The organism is Corynebacterium sp. AOP12-C2-36 (assembly GCF_052379185.1).
Lineage (GTDB): Bacteria > Actinomycetota > Actinomycetes > Mycobacteriales > Mycobacteriaceae > Corynebacterium.
Genome location: NZ_JBQSYJ010000006.1, coordinates 141815 through 158042 on the forward strand (window position 1 = coordinate 141815; position 16228 = coordinate 158042).

14 protein-coding genes are annotated in these 16228 nt (G+C 67.4%); 6 read left to right on the forward strand and 8 right to left on the reverse strand.

Features of this window, described 5'->3' with window-relative positions:
* The first annotated feature begins 279 nt into the window (after window positions 1–279).
* Window positions 280–843 (forward strand): 3'-5' exonuclease, encoded by a 564-nt coding sequence (locus ACT3UN_RS07190; protein ID WP_301442097.1) that lies wholly within the window; start codon window positions 280–282, stop codon window positions 841–843.
* Window positions 844–966: 123 nt separating this feature from the next.
* Here ACT3UN_RS07190 and qcrB read toward each other — a convergent pair whose 3' ends face one another.
* The 4 genes from qcrB to ctaE form a co-directional block, all read right to left on the reverse strand.
* Window positions 967–2613, reverse strand: a complete 1647-nt coding sequence (gene qcrB, locus ACT3UN_RS07195) for a cytochrome bc1 complex cytochrome b subunit (RefSeq protein ID WP_301442098.1) — start codon at window positions 2611–2613, stop codon at window positions 967–969.
* Entirely contained in the window at window positions 2610–3815 is a 1206-nt protein-coding gene (gene qcrA, locus ACT3UN_RS07200) for a cytochrome bc1 complex Rieske iron-sulfur subunit (protein ID WP_301442099.1), read from the reverse strand. Before qcrA ends, qcrB begins: the two co-directional genes overlap by 4 nt.
* Window positions 3812–4720 (reverse strand): cytochrome bc1 complex diheme cytochrome c subunit, encoded by a 909-nt coding sequence (gene qcrC / locus ACT3UN_RS07205; RefSeq protein WP_301442100.1) that lies wholly within the window; start codon window positions 4718–4720, stop codon window positions 3812–3814. The genes qcrA and qcrC overlap by 4 nt, the downstream gene beginning before the upstream one ends.
* Window positions 4721–4792: 72 nt before the next feature.
* Window positions 4793–5404, reverse strand: a complete 612-nt coding sequence (gene ctaE, locus ACT3UN_RS07210; RefSeq protein WP_441588138.1) for an aa3-type cytochrome oxidase subunit III — start codon at window positions 5402–5404, stop codon at window positions 4793–4795.
* Between the two features lie 520 nt (window positions 5405–5924).
* Between ctaE and trpD the strand changes: the two genes are divergently transcribed.
* Window positions 5925–7013 carry an anthranilate phosphoribosyltransferase gene (trpD, locus tag ACT3UN_RS07215; RefSeq protein ID WP_444656829.1) on the forward strand — a complete coding sequence of 363 codons (1089 nt, stop codon included), beginning with the start codon at window positions 5925–5927 and terminating at the stop codon, window positions 7011–7013.
* Window positions 7014–7120: 107 nt separating this feature from the next.
* Here trpD and ctaF read toward each other — a convergent pair whose 3' ends face one another.
* Entirely contained in the window at window positions 7121–7552 is a 432-nt protein-coding gene (gene ctaF / locus ACT3UN_RS07220; RefSeq protein WP_301442515.1) for an aa3-type cytochrome oxidase subunit IV, read from the reverse strand.
* Window positions 7553–7579: 27 nt separating this feature from the next.
* Window positions 7580–8692, reverse strand: a complete 1113-nt coding sequence (gene ctaC, locus ACT3UN_RS07225) for an aa3-type cytochrome oxidase subunit II (RefSeq protein WP_441579574.1) — start codon at window positions 8690–8692, stop codon at window positions 7580–7582.
* 375 nt (window positions 8693–9067) lie between these two features.
* Here ctaC and asnB point away from each other — a divergent pair, with 375 nt between their 5' ends.
* On the forward strand, window positions 9068–11005 hold the full coding sequence (asnB, locus tag ACT3UN_RS07230) for an asparagine synthase (glutamine-hydrolyzing) (RefSeq protein WP_301442517.1): 1938 nt from the start codon (window positions 9068–9070) through the stop codon (window positions 11003–11005).
* A gap of 105 nt (window positions 11006–11110) precedes the next feature.
* Here the strand turns inward: asnB and ACT3UN_RS07235 are convergent, their stop codons facing one another.
* The gene (locus tag ACT3UN_RS07235; RefSeq protein WP_301442518.1) at window positions 11111–11467 is read right to left on the reverse strand and encodes a HesB/IscA family protein; all 357 of its coding nucleotides are present in this window, start codon (window positions 11465–11467) and stop codon (window positions 11111–11113) included.
* A 161-nt stretch (window positions 11468–11628) separates the two neighbouring features.
* On the opposite strand from ACT3UN_RS07235, the gene ACT3UN_RS07240 reads away from it, so the two are divergent.
* Both ACT3UN_RS07240 and ACT3UN_RS07245 read left to right on the forward strand, forming a co-directional pair.
* Window positions 11629–12333, forward strand: a complete 705-nt coding sequence (locus tag ACT3UN_RS07240) for a DUF3043 domain-containing protein (RefSeq protein ID WP_301442519.1) — start codon at window positions 11629–11631, stop codon at window positions 12331–12333.
* Window positions 12333–13262, forward strand: a complete 930-nt coding sequence (locus tag ACT3UN_RS07245; RefSeq protein ID WP_301442520.1) for a nicotinate-nucleotide--dimethylbenzimidazole phosphoribosyltransferase — start codon at window positions 12333–12335, stop codon at window positions 13260–13262. The genes ACT3UN_RS07240 and ACT3UN_RS07245 overlap by 1 nt, the downstream gene beginning before the upstream one ends.
* Before the next feature lie 90 nt (window positions 13263–13352).
* On the opposite strand, the gene ACT3UN_RS07250 is transcribed toward ACT3UN_RS07245, so the two are convergent.
* On the reverse strand, window positions 13353–14489 hold the full coding sequence (locus ACT3UN_RS07250; protein ID WP_444656809.1) for a branched-chain amino acid aminotransferase: 1137 nt from the start codon (window positions 14487–14489) through the stop codon (window positions 13353–13355).
* A 103-nt stretch (window positions 14490–14592) separates the two neighbouring features.
* Here ACT3UN_RS07250 and ACT3UN_RS07255 point away from each other — a divergent pair, with 103 nt between their 5' ends.
* Window positions 14593–16227, forward strand: a complete 1635-nt coding sequence (locus tag ACT3UN_RS07255) for a leucyl aminopeptidase (RefSeq protein ID WP_301442522.1) — start codon at window positions 14593–14595, stop codon at window positions 16225–16227.
* The last annotated feature ends 1 nt before the right edge of the window (window position 16228 follow it).

The following is a 16228-nucleotide window of genomic DNA, read 5'->3' on the forward strand; positions in this document are numbered from 1 at the left end:
AATCGCGACCAAAGCTTGACCCGATTCCCCCAACCAGGCAAGTAGCCGAACCTGAACGCCATGACCAGCAGGGACGTTGCCGTCACGCCGACCGGAAGCTGCGGACGCCGCCTCACGCCACCGCCGCAAGAAACTCTACTGTGATCCTCGTCACACTTGCCGCACGGCGGGGCGCCATCGCCACATCGACCACACCCGTACCACCGTCGTGACCTTCCATGTGCGTCTCTATCCGTCCGTGTCGGTCCATGTCCGTGCCGCGCCGTAGACTCTGTGCCTGTGAACACCCCCCTCGAGCACGAACTCGCCGCCGCACTCTCCGACTGCGTGGTCATCGACTGCGAGACGACCGGGCTGGACCCGTCCTGCGACCAGATAATCGAGTTCGCCGCGCTCTCCGTGGTGGACGGTCGACCTGCGGGCCTCTACCACTCGCTGGTGAGCCCCGGGCGCCCTCTGGACCGCGACATCAGCGAACTGACCGGTATCGACGACGAGACGTTGAGCGACACCCCCACCTTCGCCCAGATCGCCGACGACATTGCCTCCGTGGTCGGGGGCCGGTTGGTCGTCGGGCACAACGTCTCCTTCGACATCGCCTTCGTCGACGCGGAGTTCCGGCGCCAGGAGCGCGAGAGCGTCCTGGATGCGCGTCGTTCCGTGTGTACCGCGGCCTCGGCGCGTGAGCTCCTCCCCCGCTCCATGGTCGGCCGGTACAAGCTGGCGACGCTGGCGGACGTCCTGGAGCTGGAGCACCGTCCCTCCCACCGTGCCGTGGACGATGTGCTCGCCACCGTCGACCTGCTGTCCAGGCTGTATGCGGTGGCTGCAGGCGGGGACTGACGGCAAGGACCACGGGTAAGGGCTAAGGAGGGTAAGGAGGGTAAGGAGCGACACGAAGAACCCCGCCCCGCCGACCGTGGTGACACGGTGGGCGGGGCGGGGTTCTCACGGGGTGGAGAGGGTTCAGGGGTTCTCGTGACCCTCGTCGCTGAGCTTGCGACGGTTCTCCTCCTGGAGACGCATCAGCATCTCCTTGTGCTCGTGCTCGTTGGCCTCCTCGATCTCCTCGACCTGGGACACGATGTCCTCCGGGTCCGGGGAGAACAGAGAGCCACGGCCGGGCTGGCCGGCGAAGCCGAGCTGGTTGAGGCGGCGCGGCACCGCGGCACCGGCGTAGTCGAGCGGGATCGGGTGACCGTGCTCGTCGACCGGGCCGAGGGGCTGGTGGACCTCGATGAAGCCACCGGAGGGCAGCTGCTTGATCGTACCGGTCTCGATGCCGTGCTCGAGCACCTCACGGTCGGAGCGCTGGAGACCCAGGCAGATCCGGTAGGTGACGAAGTAGGCGATCGGGGGCAGGATGATGAACCCGATACGACCGATCCACGTCATGGCGTTCAGCGAGATGTGGAAGAACACTGCCACGTGGTCGTTACCACCCGAGATGGTCAGGATCGCGTAGGCGACCAGGGCCATCACACCGAGGGAGGTACGCACCGGCACGTCGCGGGGACGCTGCAGCAGGTTGTGGTGCGCCTTGTCCTTCGTGAAGTGCTGCTCGATGAACGGGTAGGCGAACAGCAGCATGACCAGGATGCCCAGCAGGATCGCGACCCAGACAACGGCGGGAACCGTGTAGCTGCCGAGGTAGAGCTCCCACGCCGGCATGATTCGCGCGGCACCGTCCGTCCACAGCATGTAGATGTCGGGCTGGGAACCGGCGGAGACCTGCGACGGGTTGTACGGGCCGAGGTTCCAGATCGCGTTGATCTGGAAGACACCGGCGAGCAGTGCCACGAAGCCGAAGGTGATCAGACCGAAGGCCGAGGAGTGCACGGCGAACACGGGGATCACGCGGGCACCGACGACGTTGCGCTCGGTACGGCCCGGTCCGGGGAACTGGGTGTGCTTCTGGTACCAGACCAGCGCCAGGTGGGCGGCGATCAGTGCCAGCAGGATCGCGGGGATCAGCAGGACGTGGGCGATGTACAGGCGCGGGATGATGATGTCGCCCGGGAAGTCGCCGGCGAACATGATCCAGTGCAGCCAGGTACCGATGATCGGCAGACCGATGATGATCGCGGACATGATGCGCAGACCCACGCCGGAGAGCAGGTCGTCCGGCAGCGAGTAGCCCATGAAGCCCTCGGCGATGGACAGCAGCAGCAGGACGCAGCCGATGATCCAGTTCGCCTCACGGGGCTTGCGGAACGCACCGGTGAAGAAGATGCGCATCATGTGGACCATGATCGACACGGCGAACAGCAGTGCCGCCCAGTGGTGCACCTGGCGGATGAACAGACCGCCACGGACCTCGAACGAGATGTTCAGGGCCGTCTCGTAGGCACGCGACATCTCCACACCGTTGAGCGGTGCGTAGGCGCCGTCGTAGATGACCTTCGACAGCGAGGGATCGAAGAACAGCGTCAGGTAGACACCCGACAGCAGCAGGATGATGAAGGAGTAGAGCGCGATCTCACCGAGCATGAAGGACCAGTGGCTCGGGAAGACCTTGTTCATCTGCTTCCGGAGACCGCCGGCAGCAGTGTAACGCTCGTCGAAGTTGTTGGCCGCCTCTGCGAGACGGGAGGGCTTTGTGGGTGTGCTCATGACTGACGCTCCCAGAAGGCAGGGCCGACGGGCTCGACGAAGTTCTTGTCCGCGTACAGGAACCCGTCCTCATCGACGTTGATGGACAGCTCGGGCAGGGCGCGTGCGGCCGGACCGAACACCGGCTTACCCCAGTGCAGCGCATCGAACTGCGACTGGTGGCACGGGCAGAGAATACGGTTGGTCTGCTGCTCGTAGAGCGACGTCGGGCAACCGATGTGGGTGCAGATCTTCGAGTAGGCGTAGTAGTCGCCGTAGTGGAAGTCCTCCTGGCCCTCACGCTGGACAGCCCGGACGGCGTCGGCGTGACGGAGGCGGATGAGCATCACGGCGTTGCGCGAACCGTGGATCGAGTGCATCTGCTCCTCGTACACGTCGCGGGTTGCGTCGAAGTCGTCGTGGTCGTTGACCATCTCCTCGGTCATCGGGAAGACCGTCTCCATACCGCCGGCGTCGAGATCCTCCGGGCGGACACGGATCAGGCGGTTGACGCCCTCGGTGCTCCAGTGACCGTCGTGCTCCTCGGCGATAGCACCGGTGTCGCGGCCGAGGTACACCTTCTCCCCCTCGTTGACGAGGGTCCAGCCGGTGGTCCACAGCGTGCCGTCGCCGTCGATGCCCATCGCACGGGGCTTCCACGGGTTCCTCACGATACCGCCCAGCGGCAGGGCGATCGCCACACCGGCGAGCGCCACTCCGGCGCCACCCAGGCCCATGAGGACCTTGCGGCGTCCGAGGGTGGAGGTCTTCCACGCGTCGTTGAGCAGCGCGGTCATCGTCCGGCGGTCCACCTCGTCGGAGGGGCCGTCGTGACGCTTCTGGACCGCGATCTCCTCGGGGACGAACTTCTTGGAGAACTGCACCGCGCCGATACCCAGCGTGATGATCGACAGACCGGAGGTCACACCGAGCAGCGGGGTGTAGAGGCTGTAGACCCACAGCCCGTCCTGCTCGAGGTGCTTGTACTCCCACGGCCAGAACAGGTAGACCGCGATGAATGCGAGGCCGAAGACGACGGAGAGTGCCCACCAGAAGCCGACGCCGCGGGCGGCGCGCTTCTCGGCCGGGTCGTTCTCCACCGGGAAGCGCTCCTTGCGGAAGGCAACGGTGACGTCGTCGAGCTCGGTACCGAGGCGGGCGAGCTCCTCGTCGCTCATGCCCTTGATCTCTTCTTCAGAGTAGGTGCTCTTGATCTCACTCATGACCGGGTTCCAATCCACATGGCCGTGCCGATCAGCACGACGATCCCGACGATCCACATCAACATGCCCTCAGTGACCGGGCCGATCCCGCCGAGGCCGAGGCCGCCGGGGTTGGGGGTCTCCTTGGAGGACTTGATGTACGCGATGATGTCCTTCTTCTCGTCAGCGGTCAGCTGACGGTCGGAGAACTTCGGCATGTTCTGCGGGCCGGTGAGCATGGCCTGGTAGATCTCCTGCTCGTTGGCCGCGTCGAGGTCCGGGGCGTACTTACCGCCGGACAGGGCTCCGCCACGACCGGTGAAGTTGTGGCAGGAAGCGCAGTTCAGGCGGAAGAGGTCGGAACCACGCGAGACGTCCGAGGGGTCGATCTCGCCGTCGTTGTTGTGGGATCCGCGCAGGGACTCCATGGCGATGGTCCCGTCCTCGTCCTTGACGATTCCGGGGCCGCCGCCGTTGGCGTTGACGTAGGCCGCGAGAGCCAGCGTCTGCGCCTCGTTGAAGCGCGCGTCCTTACGGTCGGCCTGGGCCTCGTTGCGCTTCATCGGCATGCGGCCGGAGTGCACCTGGAAGTACACGGCACCTTCGCCGACGCCGACCAGGGACGGACCGCGGTCCTGGACGCCCTGGAGGTTGGCGCCATGGCAGGTGATGCAGGCGACCTCGTAGATCTCCTGGCCCTGGGTGATCATCGACTGCGCGTCCTGCTGCGCGGTCGCGGACTGCGGGTCCGGGGTGAAGGCCTGGGCGACCAGACCTGCGCCGGTCAGACCGAGCACGAGCGCCAGCGCTCCAGCCATGGTCCGGCGCAGTTTACGCCGGGTACGACGCTTCTTGCGTGTTGTGGATGCCGGGGCGGAGGCCGCCACCGGGGTCTCCCCCTCGGGAGTTGGATTGTTCGTATCCATCTTGTTCCCTTAACTCGTCATTTGGAAGGCGATGGGCTTAACGGCCGAGCGTCACACATCGGCCCGTCCGGCCTACTGGATGAAGTAAATGGTGATCCACAGTCCGATCCACACGACGTCGACGAAGTGCCAGTAGTACGACACGACGACGGCGGCGGTGGCCTGGGCTGGAGTGAACTTCGACTTCACCGTGCGGAGCAGCACGACCACGAAGGCAAGCACGCCGGCGAGGACGTGTGCGCCGTGGAAGCCGGTGGTGATGTAGAACACCGACCCGTAGACGCTGCTTGAGATCGTGGTGCCGTGCTGCACGAGGTGGATGTACTCGTACGCCTGCCCGGAGAGGAAGATCAACCCCAGGACAACCGTGAGTGCGTACCACTTCCGCAGACCGAACACGTCCCCGCGCTCCGCGGCGAACACCCCCCACTGGGCGGTGAACGACGACGACACCAGAATCACGGTGATCGCCAGAGCGAACGGGACGTTGAGCTCGGTAGGCTCGGAGGGCCAGTTTCCGTTCGAGTTCGCCTTCGAGACGAAGTACATCGCGAACAGGCCCGCGAAGAACATCAATTCCTGGGACAGGAACACAATCGTGCCGACGCTGACCATGTTCGGTCGGTTCAGCGTCACGGCACGCTGCGGTGCTGCCATGCTTTGGTTTCCAACTGCGCTCGTCACGCGTACAAGTATGACCGACCCCGGCCCCCTAGTCGATTCGCAACCCCGGCGAGTTCAGGGGTTTCTGCAAAACCGCTGGTAGTGGCTTCACGTTTCCTGGCAACTCACCACAAACGGGGTTAGCCGGGAACTCTTGCCGATCATTTACGACGCACCCGCATCACCGCAGGTTGACCGTCTGTCGCGCCGTCCCCCGACGCATCCCCGCCCTCCGTCGCGCCCCTCTCCGACACCCCCGTACCGGGGGGTTGGGAACTGCCAGGAACCTGACCCGTCAGAGACCGGCAGATCACCTGGGCCGTAGAGGCCGATCCATTCCGGGAAGTCTACCCAAGACACGCTGCGACGACCCAATCAGCGGCCCCTCTCCCCCGCCCCTGAACCACGCCGGACCACGTGCCGCGTCCTGCGCCGTCCTGAACGGCCCCGGCGCCGCTGCACGTAATAGGATGGCAACGTCCCCAGGCGGACACAGCCAACGACCAGACCCACCGAGAGGACGGCACCGATGCCGGACGACCTGACCCCGAAATCTCCCGACCACGTCACGCCCCTGGGCTCCGACCGTCTCCCCGGGAGCTACTTCACCTGGCCCGGGGTCCTGGACCGCATCGGACGCCACGAGGAGCTCAGCGAGTCGCAGATCACCTGGGCCGTCAGCCAGGTGATGGAGGGAGGCGCGACGGACGCCCAGCTCGCCGCCTTCGCCTTCGGCCTGCGCGTCAAGGGCATCACCGCCGCCGAGCTCTCCGCCGCGGCCTCCGCCATGCGCTCCTTCGCCACACCGGTCGACTTCAGTGACATCCCCGACGCCGTCGACATCGTCGGCACGGGCGGCGACGGCCACCACACCGTCAACATCTCGACGATGGCGTCCTTCGTCGTCGCCGCGACCGGCGCGCCGGTCGTCAAGCACGGCAACCGTGCGGCGTCCTCAAAGTGCGGCGGGGCGGACGTCCTGGAGGTGCTGGGCCTGGACATCGACCGCTCCCCCGACACCATCCACGAGGACGCCCTCAAGACAGGTTTCGCGTTCATGTTCGCCAAGACCTACCACCCGGCGATGCGCTTCGCCGGCCCGGTGCGTTCCGAACTCGCCGTACCGACGCTGTTCAACCTCCTCGGCCCCATGACCAACCCCGCCGGCCCGAAGTTCGGCCTCATCGGCTGCGCGTTCCGCGACATGATGCCGATCATGGGCGGCGCCTTCGCCCACCAGGGTGTACGCGCCCTGATCGTGCGGGGGCTCGACGGGATGGACGAGATCAGCGTGTGCGCCCCCACCGAGGTCGTCACCGTCGACGAGGACGGCCGCACCGGCGAATTCACGATCAACCCGCGCACCTTCGGCCTCGACGTCTACGACGACGACGCGCTCAAGGGCGGCGACCCGGAGTACAACGCCGACATCGCACGCCGACTGATGGCCGGGGAGATCACCGGCGCAGTCAAGGATGCTGTCCTGATCAACGCAGCCGCCGCCCTGACCGCCGTGCACGGCTGGGACGGCGACCTGAAGTCGGCCCTCGCCGAGCAGCTCGCCGTCGCCCGTGAGGCGTTGGAGTCCGGCGCCGCGGAGAAGAAGATGAACGACATCATCAACCTCTGAGCCTGATCCGGGGGCCATCCCCCGGACATGCCGAAAGGAGCACCCGCGAGGAAGATGCGGGTGCTCCTTGTCACGTGTACCCCGTCGTCAACGGGGCGCAGGTGTCGTTACTCCTTCTCCGGCGGGAGGCCGTACTGGAGGTTCAGCATCGTGGTGGACCAGACCAGCATGACCGCGCCGAGCAGGATCAGCCAGATGAGGAAGAAGGCGATGCCGTAGGCCATCATCACGATGGCCAGGGACATCAGGAAGGGCCAGCCCGAGTGCGGGGAGAAGAAGCCCAGCACGCCGGCGCCGTCCTCGATCTCGGCCTCCTCCCAGTCCTTCGGCTCGATGTCGGCCTTGGAGTTGCTCAGGTGGAAGTACACACCCAGGAACAGGGTCAGCAGGGTCGCCAGGACAAGCCCGGTTCCACCCGCCCACTCGATACCCTGGACGTTTGCGCCGTCGTTCAGCTGCGACGTCGCGTAGAAGTACACGACCGCCATCACCGTCAGGAACAGTGAGAGTCCGTACATCAACTTGGCTGTCTGCCGCATTGTTGTCTCCTAGTGTCTCGTCGCCGACTAGGCGGAACGGTCGATGTAGTTGTCGCCCTCGACACCCCGGGTAGCCTCACGGCCGGGGAGGAAAGGCTGGGTCGAGGTGGCGTAGGGGTCCTCGCCGATCTCCGCCAGCGCCTCAGCATTGGTGGCCTCGGGGTTGGCCTCGCGGTAGGCGATGTAGGCCGCGAAGTTCTCCGGGCTCACAGCACGCACCTCGAAGTTCATCATCGCGTGGTAGGTACCGCACATCTCGGCGCAACGGCCCACGAAGGCGCCTTCGCTGTCGATGCTCTCGATCTGGAACCGTCGCTCGGACTGGTTCGCCTCGGGGTGCGGGAACACGTCGCGCTTGAACAGGAACTCCGGAACCCAGAAGGAGTGGATCACGTCGGAGGACGCGAGGTTGAACTCGATCGGGGTGTTCGTCGGCAGGACGAGCACCGGGACCTCCTCGGAGGTACCCAGGGTCTCGATCTGGTTGTAGTGCAGGTAGGTGAAGTCCTCGGCGGACTTACCGTGGATCGGGCCCACGGACTGGCCGTGCTCGTCACGGTCGTCCTGCGGCACGGCGGCGTTAGCCTCGGCCGCGTCCGCACGGTCCTGGTCCTGGCCCACGTACTCCTGCCCGTCCTCGGTCAGGTCTCCGCTCACCTCGCCGTAACCGAACTTCCAGTTCCACTGGTAGGCCGTCACGTCAACGGTCACCTGCGGGTCCTTGTCCAGTGCGGTGACCTTGTCCTGGGTCTGCACGGTGAAGAAGAACAGGCCCATGACGATCAGCACCGGGATGACGGTCAACGTCAACTCCAGCGGAACGTTGTAGGCCGTCTGCCTCGGGAACTCCGGCTTGCCCTTCTTGGCAGCGCGCTTGTCGCTGTCCCGGAAGATCACGAGGAACATGAGAGCCCACATGATGATTCCGATGATCCAGGCTACGACCCAGGTCCACACCCAGAAGTTACCCATGGACTGGGCCTCCGGGGTGATTCCGTCGGGCCAACCCATGCGCAGGGCATGGAAGAAACCGTTGTCGGGGGGTGCGACATCGCAGCCGACCAGGGCAAGGGATCCGAGTCCCAGCACGCCGGCGAGGCCGAGCTTGCGACCTCTTCCGTGAACTTTTCGCTGTACCACGCGAGTATGCCTTCCTCAATCACACGTCGTGTTCATCGGAACGCCGGTGTCCGTCGCCTGCAGAGGACGGACTCGGGTCCCGTGTCATGATCCGACAATAGTGCATGGAGGGGGCTGCCCCTGCATCATGCACACCATTGTGATTTTCTGTCGGCCCTATTCGGGGTTGCTGGGGGTCAGCTGGAAGCCCACCCGGGTGTCCCGCATGTCCCGTCTGTGCCAGGCCAGCGCCGGGTAGTATCCTAAAGGGCTTACGCACGCGCACGAGGCTGACGTCCGCCGACCGCATCCCCCACCGATGAATCGGCGCAGGGATCCGTCCGGCACCGCGACGTCGGCCACCGACGACACTTACGGAGATGACCCCCAGACCTCATGTGTGGACTTCTTGGATTTCTGACGGCACAGGGTGACGCCCCCGACTACGTGGACACCACCGCCCACGCCCTCCCCTGCATGCGGCACCGCGGCCCGGACGAGGACGGCACCTGGAACGACGACGACGTGGTCTTCGGCTTCAACCGCCTGTCGATCATCGACCTCGAGCACTCCCACCAGCCTCTGCAGTGGGGGCCGGCCGACCAGCCCGCCCGCTACTCGATGACCTTCAACGGTGAGATCTACAACTACCTCGAGCTCCGCGAGGAGCTGCAGGCCGAGGGCTACGAGTTCGAGACCTCCGGCGACTCGGAGACCATCGTCGTCGGCTTCCACCACTGGGGGGCCGACGTGGTCAACCACCTGCGCGGAATGTTCGCCTTCGCCGTGTGGGACGCCGTGGACCGCACGATGTTCCTCGCACGCGACCCCTTCGGCATCAAGCCGATGTTCTACGCCACCACCCCGGCAGGAACCGCCTTCAGCAGCGAGAAGAAGTCGATCCTGGCGATGGCCGAGTCCATCGGTCTAGGCCTCGACCTTGATGACCGTGCGATCACGCACTACACCGACCTGCAGTACGTTCCGGAGCCGGAGACGCTGCACGCCGGGATCCGCCGCCTGGAGTCCGGCTGCCACGCCACCCTCACCCCGGGAGGCGAGGTCAAGGCAGTGCGCTACTTCGAGCCGACGTTCCCCGTCACCCCGGTTCCCGCGGGTTCGGAGCAGGCGCTGTACACGAAGATCGCCGACGCCCTGCAGGACTCCGTGGCCAAGCACATGCGTGCCGACGTCACCGTGGGGTCCTTCCTCTCCGGCGGCATCGACTCCACCGCCATCGCCTCACTGGCCAAGCAACACAACCCCGACCTGTTGACCTTCACCACCGGGTTCGAGCGCGAGGGCTACTCCGAGGTCGACGTGGCCGCCGAGTCCGCCGCGGCGATCGGCGTGGAGCACATCGTCAAGGTCGTCTCCCCCGAGGAGTTCGCCGCCGCCGTCCCGAAGATCATCTGGTACCTCGACGACCCGGTGGCCGACCCCGCCCTGGTGCCCCTGTACTTCGTGGCCGCGGAGGCACGCAAGCACGTCAAGGTCGTGCTGTCCGGTGAGGGCGCCGACGAACTCTTCGGTGGCTACACCATCTACAAGGAGCCGCTCTCCCTCGCTCCGTTCGAGAAGGTCCCCTCCCCGATCAAGAAGGTCCTGCGCACCCTCGGCGACGCCCTGCCGGACGGGATGCGCGGCAAGTCGCTGCTGCAGCGCGGCACCACGCCGATGGAGGAGCGTTACTACGGCAACGCCCGCTCCTTCAACTACGAGCAGCTCGAACGGGTGCTGCGCATCGCCCGCCCGGAATGGGACCACCGCGAGGTCACCGCCCCGATCTACGCCAAGTCGAAGGACATGGACCCGGTCGCCCGGATGCAGCACCTCGACATGTTCACCTGGCTGCGCGGCGACATCCTGGTCAAGGCGGACAAGATCACCATGGCCAACTCGCTGGAGCTGCGCGTGCCCTTCCTGGACCGTGTGGTCTTCGACGTGGCGCAGACGATCCCCCACGAGCTCAAGGTCGGCAACGGGACCACGAAGTACGCCCTGCGCCGCGCCCTGGAGCTCATCGTCCCCGAGCACGTGATCAACCGGAAGAAGCTCGGCTTCCCGGTCCCGCTGCGCCACTGGCTCGCCGGCGACGAGCTCTACGACTGGGCCAAGCGCAACATCGAGGAGTCCAACACCGACCACATCTTCGACAAGGCGCAGGTCCTGGCGATGCTGGACGAGCACCGCGTGTCGATGACCACCGGTTCGGGCCCCGACCACTCCCGGCGCCTGTGGACGGTCATCGCGTTCATGATCTGGCACGGCATCTTCGTCGAGGACCGCATCCACCCGGACATCGACGAGCAGGACTACCCGGTCCAGCTCTAGTCCCCCGCGGCGGTCCCCGCCGCAGTCTCCCCGGGAAAGACGAAACTCCCCGCACCCAGGTCACTGGGGCGGGGAGTTCGGCCGTCCGGGGCCAGACCGTGAGGTCTAGCTGAACGAGTCGCCGCAGGCGCAGGACCCGCCGGCGTTCGGGTTGTCGATGGTGAACCCCTGGGACTCGATCGTGTCGGAGAAGTCGATCTTCGCACCGGTCAGGTACGGCGCCGACATCTTGTCCACGATCAGCCGGACGCCCTCGACCTCGTCGACGAGGTCTCCGTCCAGGGTGCGGTCGTCGAAGAAGAGCTGGTAACGCAGCCCGGCGCAGCCACCAGGCTGCACCGCGATACGCAGGGCAAGGTCGTCGCGACCCTCCTGGGCCAGCAGGCCGGCGGCCTTACCTGCGGCGGCGCTGGTCAGCTCGACACCGGTGGACTTCTCGGCGGTCTTCTCGGGAGCGGTCATGAATTTCCTCCTCGGTAATGCGGATATGCCCAAACTACTATCCATCAACCATGAAATCCAGTGATCTATTCCCGCACCCGGCCGCACACCGGCCCACCAGCCCCGCCCGGATCATCACCCTCGTTGGTCGGGTGAACCTCCCGTGCTCTAGCCTGTGAGGTGTGAAACTTCCGTGGAAGAAAGACGACGACAGCGAGGTGGCGGCCGGTGACGCCACCCTGGACGGCATCGACGGCGCAGCGGACGACGCCGCCCAGACCCCGAAGGGCTACACCCCCAAGAAGGGACGCCCGACCCCGAAGCGCAACGAGGTCGAGCGCTCCACCGGCGTACGGCGCGTCCACTACGACGCCCCGATGACGCCCAAGGAGGCCCGTCAGCGCAAGAAGGACTACAAGAGCTCGATGTCCAAGGACGAGTACAAGGAGGCCAAGCGCAAGCAGCGCGACGAGGCCGCCGAGTCCCGCCGCAAGGCCAACGAGCGCATGATGGCAGGTGACCCGAACTACCTGCTGGCCCGCGACCAGGGCAAGGAGAAGCTGTTCGTCCGTAACTACGTGGACTCCCACCGTTACCTGATGAACTACTTCCTCCCCCTGGCGCTGATCGTGGTCGTCGTGATGATCCTCGGCACCCGTCTGCCCGTACTCGCGCAGTACCTCAGCCTGTTCATGATGGTGATCATCATCGTGCTCATCGTCGAGGGCCTCTTCCTGGGCCGCAAGGTCAACAAGCTGGTCAATGAACGCTTCGCCGACAACTCCTTCGGCAAGTGGTCGATCGGCTTCTACGCCTTCACCCGTGCCACCATGATCCGCAAGATGCGCACACCCGCCCCCCAGGTGAATATCGGCGACGCGGTCTGATGACCGACCAGCCGGTACTCCAGCACCTCGCCGGGTGGGCGGGGTCGACCGGCTGCGCCGAGGCACTCCGGGAACGGGACGTCCGCCCGGAACTGCTCGTCGCGGCCGCCGACCACGCCATCGCCGACCCTGCCGTGGCCGACCCTGCCGCGGCTGGTCCCGCTGACGGGACGGCGAGCCCGGTGTCGACCCTGCCCTGGGGCCATGCCGTGACAGAGGCCGCCCGGATCGAGTCCGGGGACTCGCCGCTGTCCGCCTTCGCCGAGCAGGCGGGTGTCGACGTCACAGTGACGCAGTTCGACTCCACCGACTCCACCGCCGACGGGGATTCCCCGCACTCCCGGTGGCTGGACGCCGGCGCCGAGACGGCGGACGCCCGTGCCGACTCCGGACGCCCCCTGCTGCTCACCGGCACCGTGGGTGCCGGGGCGACCACGACCGCAGCGGCGCTCATCGGCACGCTGTGCAACGTCGAGCCGGTGAAGGTGGTGGGACGCGGAGGCGGCCCCACCCCGATCACCGACGAGCAGTGGAAGCACAAGACCGTAGCGGTGCGCGACCTGATGTTCCGTACCCGGTCGCGGCGTCGACGTCCCGTCGACGAGACGGCCGTACGTGAGATCCTCGACGAGATCGGCTCCCCCGACATCGCCTTCCTCACGGGCCTGCTGTCGCAGTCCGCCGTGCGACGCACCCCGGTCGTCCTCGACGGCGTGACGGGTCTCGCGGCGGCACTTCTCGCCGACGCGGTGTCCCCGGGCACTGCCCGCTGGTGGCTCGTTCCGGACGCGTCCACCGAGCCGGCGTCGGCGCCGGCACTGCGTCGCCTGGACCTGACGCCCGTCATCGACCGGGCGCTCGGCGCCCCGGCCGCGGCGTCCGGCCTGCTCGTGCTCCCCCTGTTGTCCGCGGCCTGCGCCGTGAACTAGCGCCCTGCACTAGCGCCCAGGACCAGCCCCAGGCAGACAGCAACCCCGTGAGGTCGGCGCCACCGACCTCACGGGGTTGTTCCGTGCGTCCTACGCCTGGACGAGGGTGTGGTTCCACCCGTGGGTGTCGTCCACAGTGCCGCGCTGGATGCCGGTCAGCCGCTCGCGCAGGCGCATGGTGATCTCGCCCGGCTCGCCGCCGTTGATCTGGAACTCGCCGTCACGGTCCTTCACGGTGCCGACCGGGGTGATCACCGCGGCGGTGCCGCAGGCGAAGGCCTCCGCCATCTCGCCGGACGCCGCGGTGCGCCGCCACTCCTCCACGGTGAAGCGACGCTCGGTGACCTTCAGTCCCTCGTCCGCGGCGAGCTGGAGCAGGGAGTCGCGGGTGACACCGGGCAGCAGTGAACCGGAGAGCTCCGGGGTGACCAGCTCTGCCGGGCCGCCGTCGGTACCGCCGAAGATGAAGGCGAGGTTCATGCCGCCCATCTCCTCCACGGTGGTGTGCGTGGCGGCGTCCAGCCACACGACCTGGTCGCAGCCCTTCTCCTCGGCGTACGCCTGCGCGGCCAGGGAGGCGGCGTAGTTGCCGGCGAACTTCGCGGCGCCGGTCCCTCCCGGGGCGGCGCGCACGTACTCGGTGGACAGCCACACGCTGACCGGGGTGACCCCGCCCTTGAAGTAGGCGCCCGCCGGCGAGGCGATCACGTAGTAGCTGTAGCTCGACGAAGGGTGCACGCCCAGGCCGACCTCGGTGGAGATCAGGAAGGGGCGCAGGTACAGCGCCGCCTCACCGCCGGCGGCGGGGACCCACTCGCGGTCGACGTCGGTCAGCTGCGCCAGCGACTCCAGGAACAGGTCCTCCGGGACCTCCGGCATGGCGATGCGCCGGGCGGAAGAACGGATCCGGTCGGCGTTCTTCTCGGGGCGGAAGGTGGCGATCGAGCCGTCCGGCTGGCGGTACGTCTTGAGGCCCTCGAAGATCGCCTGCCCGTAGTGGAACACCGACGTCGCCGGGTCCATCGGCACCGGGGCGTAGGGCACGACCCGCGCATCGTGCCAACCGGCGTCCTCGGTCCAGTCCACGACGACCATGTGGTCGGTGAAGTACGTGCCGAACCCCGGGTTGGTGAGTACGTCGGCGATCGTGCCGGACGCGGTGGGGTTCTCCGTCAGTGTGCGGGAGAAGACGGGGGACGATGAGTTGTCGGGCGCGGAATCAGACATGGCCTGTATCTTAGACCCGTCGGTTCCTTCCCGAAACACAAGCCCGGGACACATGCCCGCAGGGGACCGCCCACGACCACTCCGACCAACACTGAGGTGAAGGATGACATCCGCACGCCTGCCCCGGGGCACCATGCCGCCACTCGAACTGCTCACCGACACCACGACGGTCGCCGGTGCGGACGTGGACGTGCTGGTCGTCCCGTCCTTCTCCGGGGACAACGGTGTCGAGATGTCCGTCGGCTCCTCCGCCTTCGACCGGGAGACCCAGGTGGCAATCTGGAAGTCGCTGGTGGCAGCCGGGGCGTCCGGACGCGCCGGCGAGACGTCCCCCCTGCCCACCGTCCCGGGTATCGCGGCGCGTCGGCTGCTGGCCGTCGGCCTCGGTGACGCCGACGCCCTGACCGACGAGGGGCTACGCACGGCGGCCGGGGAGGCGTCCCGCGCGCTCGGCCGCATGGCCGCCACGAGCGCCCCCACAGGGGCCTCCACGGGGACCCCCGGCTCCGCCGGCATCAGCGCCCTGAGCCTGCTGGGCACCCTCGGCACCGGGCCCGCCACCGAGGGCCACGGCCTCGGGGCGTACACCTACACGGGCTTCAGGAGCATTCAGGACGCTGCGCAGGACGCCGTGCTGGACGCCGGGGGCATCGCGCGGCTCATCGTCGCCGCCCCGTCCGGGCCGACGGCGGCGGACGCCGCGCGGGAGGACTTCTCCCACGCCTGCGTCGTGATCGAGGCGGTGAGCTGCGCCCGCGACCTCGTCAACGCGCCGGCGAACGTCCTGTACCCGCAGAGCTACGCCGAGGTCATCTCCGGGCTGGCCACACAGTCCGGGCTCGAGGTCGAGGTGCTCGACGAACAGGACCTGGCGGAGCAGGGGTTCGGGGCGATCATCGGCGTGGGCCGCGGGTCCACCCACCCGCCGCGCCTGGTGCGGGTGTCGTACCGGCCGGACGCCACGGTGTCCGGTTCCTCCCCCGCCGCGCCGCACGTCGCGCTCGTCGGCAAGGGTGTGACCTTCGACACCGGCGGGATCTCGTTGAAGCCCGCGCCGCGCATGGACAACATGATCTCCGACATGGGCGGTTCGGCGGCGGTGGTCGCCGCCGTGGTCGCCGCGGCGGAGCTGGAGCTCCCGGTGCAGGTCACCGCGACCGTGCCGCTGGCGGAGAACATGCCCGACGGCACCGCCACCCGCCCCGGTGACGTCCTGCGCCACTACGGCGGGACGACGACCGAGATCCTCAACACCGACGCCGAGGGGCGCCTGATCCTCGGTGACGCCATGGCCCGCGCCGCCGAGGACGACCCCGACTTCCTCGTGGAGACCTCCACGCTCACCGGTGCCCAGGTCCGCTCCCTCGGCGACCGCGTGCCGGCGGTCATGGGCTCACCGGTGTTCCGCGACCGGGTGTCCGCCGTCTCACGGGCCACCGGCGAGGACGCCTGGCCGATGCCCCTGCCCGCGGAGATCGCCCGCGACATCCGCTCCGACGTGGCGGACCTGCGCAACACCGGCAAGAAGCCCTGGGGCGGCATGGCCGCCGCCGGCCACTACCTGGCGGCGTTCGTGCCGGACGGTCTGCCGTGGGTGCACATCGACGTGGCCGGGCCGTCGTACAACACCGCCGGCGCCCACGGGTACACGCCGCGGCGCGGGACCGGTGTGCCGGTCCGCACGATCATCGCGCTCCTGGAGGAGCTCTCCGCGACGACGGCCGACGACCCCGCCTGAC

Bases quoted from the DNA above. Each gene is read 5' to 3' on its own strand.
- qcrB (WP_301442098.1), bottom strand. From the start codon at position 2,613: ATGAGCACACCCACAAAGCCCTCCCGTCTCGCAGAGGCGGCCAACAAC.
- qcrA (WP_301442099.1), bottom strand. From the start codon at position 3,815: ATGAGTGAGATCAAGAGCACCTACTCTGAAGAAGAGATCAAGGGCATG.
- qcrC (WP_301442100.1), bottom strand. From the start codon at position 4,720: ATGGATACGAACAATCCAACTCCCGAGGGGGAGACCCCGGTGGCGGCC.
- ctaF (WP_301442515.1), bottom strand. From the start codon at position 7,552: ATGCGGCAGACAGCCAAGTTGATGTACGGACTCTCACTGTTCCTGACG.
- asnB (WP_301442517.1), top strand. From the start codon at position 9,068: ATGTGTGGACTTCTTGGATTTCTGACGGCACAGGGTGACGCCCCCGAC.
- ACT3UN_RS07235 (WP_301442518.1), bottom strand. From the start codon at position 11,467: ATGACCGCTCCCGAGAAGACCGCCGAGAAGTCCACCGGTGTCGAGCTG.
- ACT3UN_RS07245 (WP_301442520.1), top strand. From the start codon at position 12,333: ATGACCGACCAGCCGGTACTCCAGCACCTCGCCGGGTGGGCGGGGTCG.
- ACT3UN_RS07250 (WP_444656809.1), bottom strand. From the start codon at position 14,489: ATGTCTGATTCCGCGCCCGACAACTCATCGTCCCCCGTCTTCTCCCGC.
- ACT3UN_RS07255 (WP_301442522.1), top strand. From the start codon at position 14,593: ATGACATCCGCACGCCTGCCCCGGGGCACCATGCCGCCACTCGAACTG.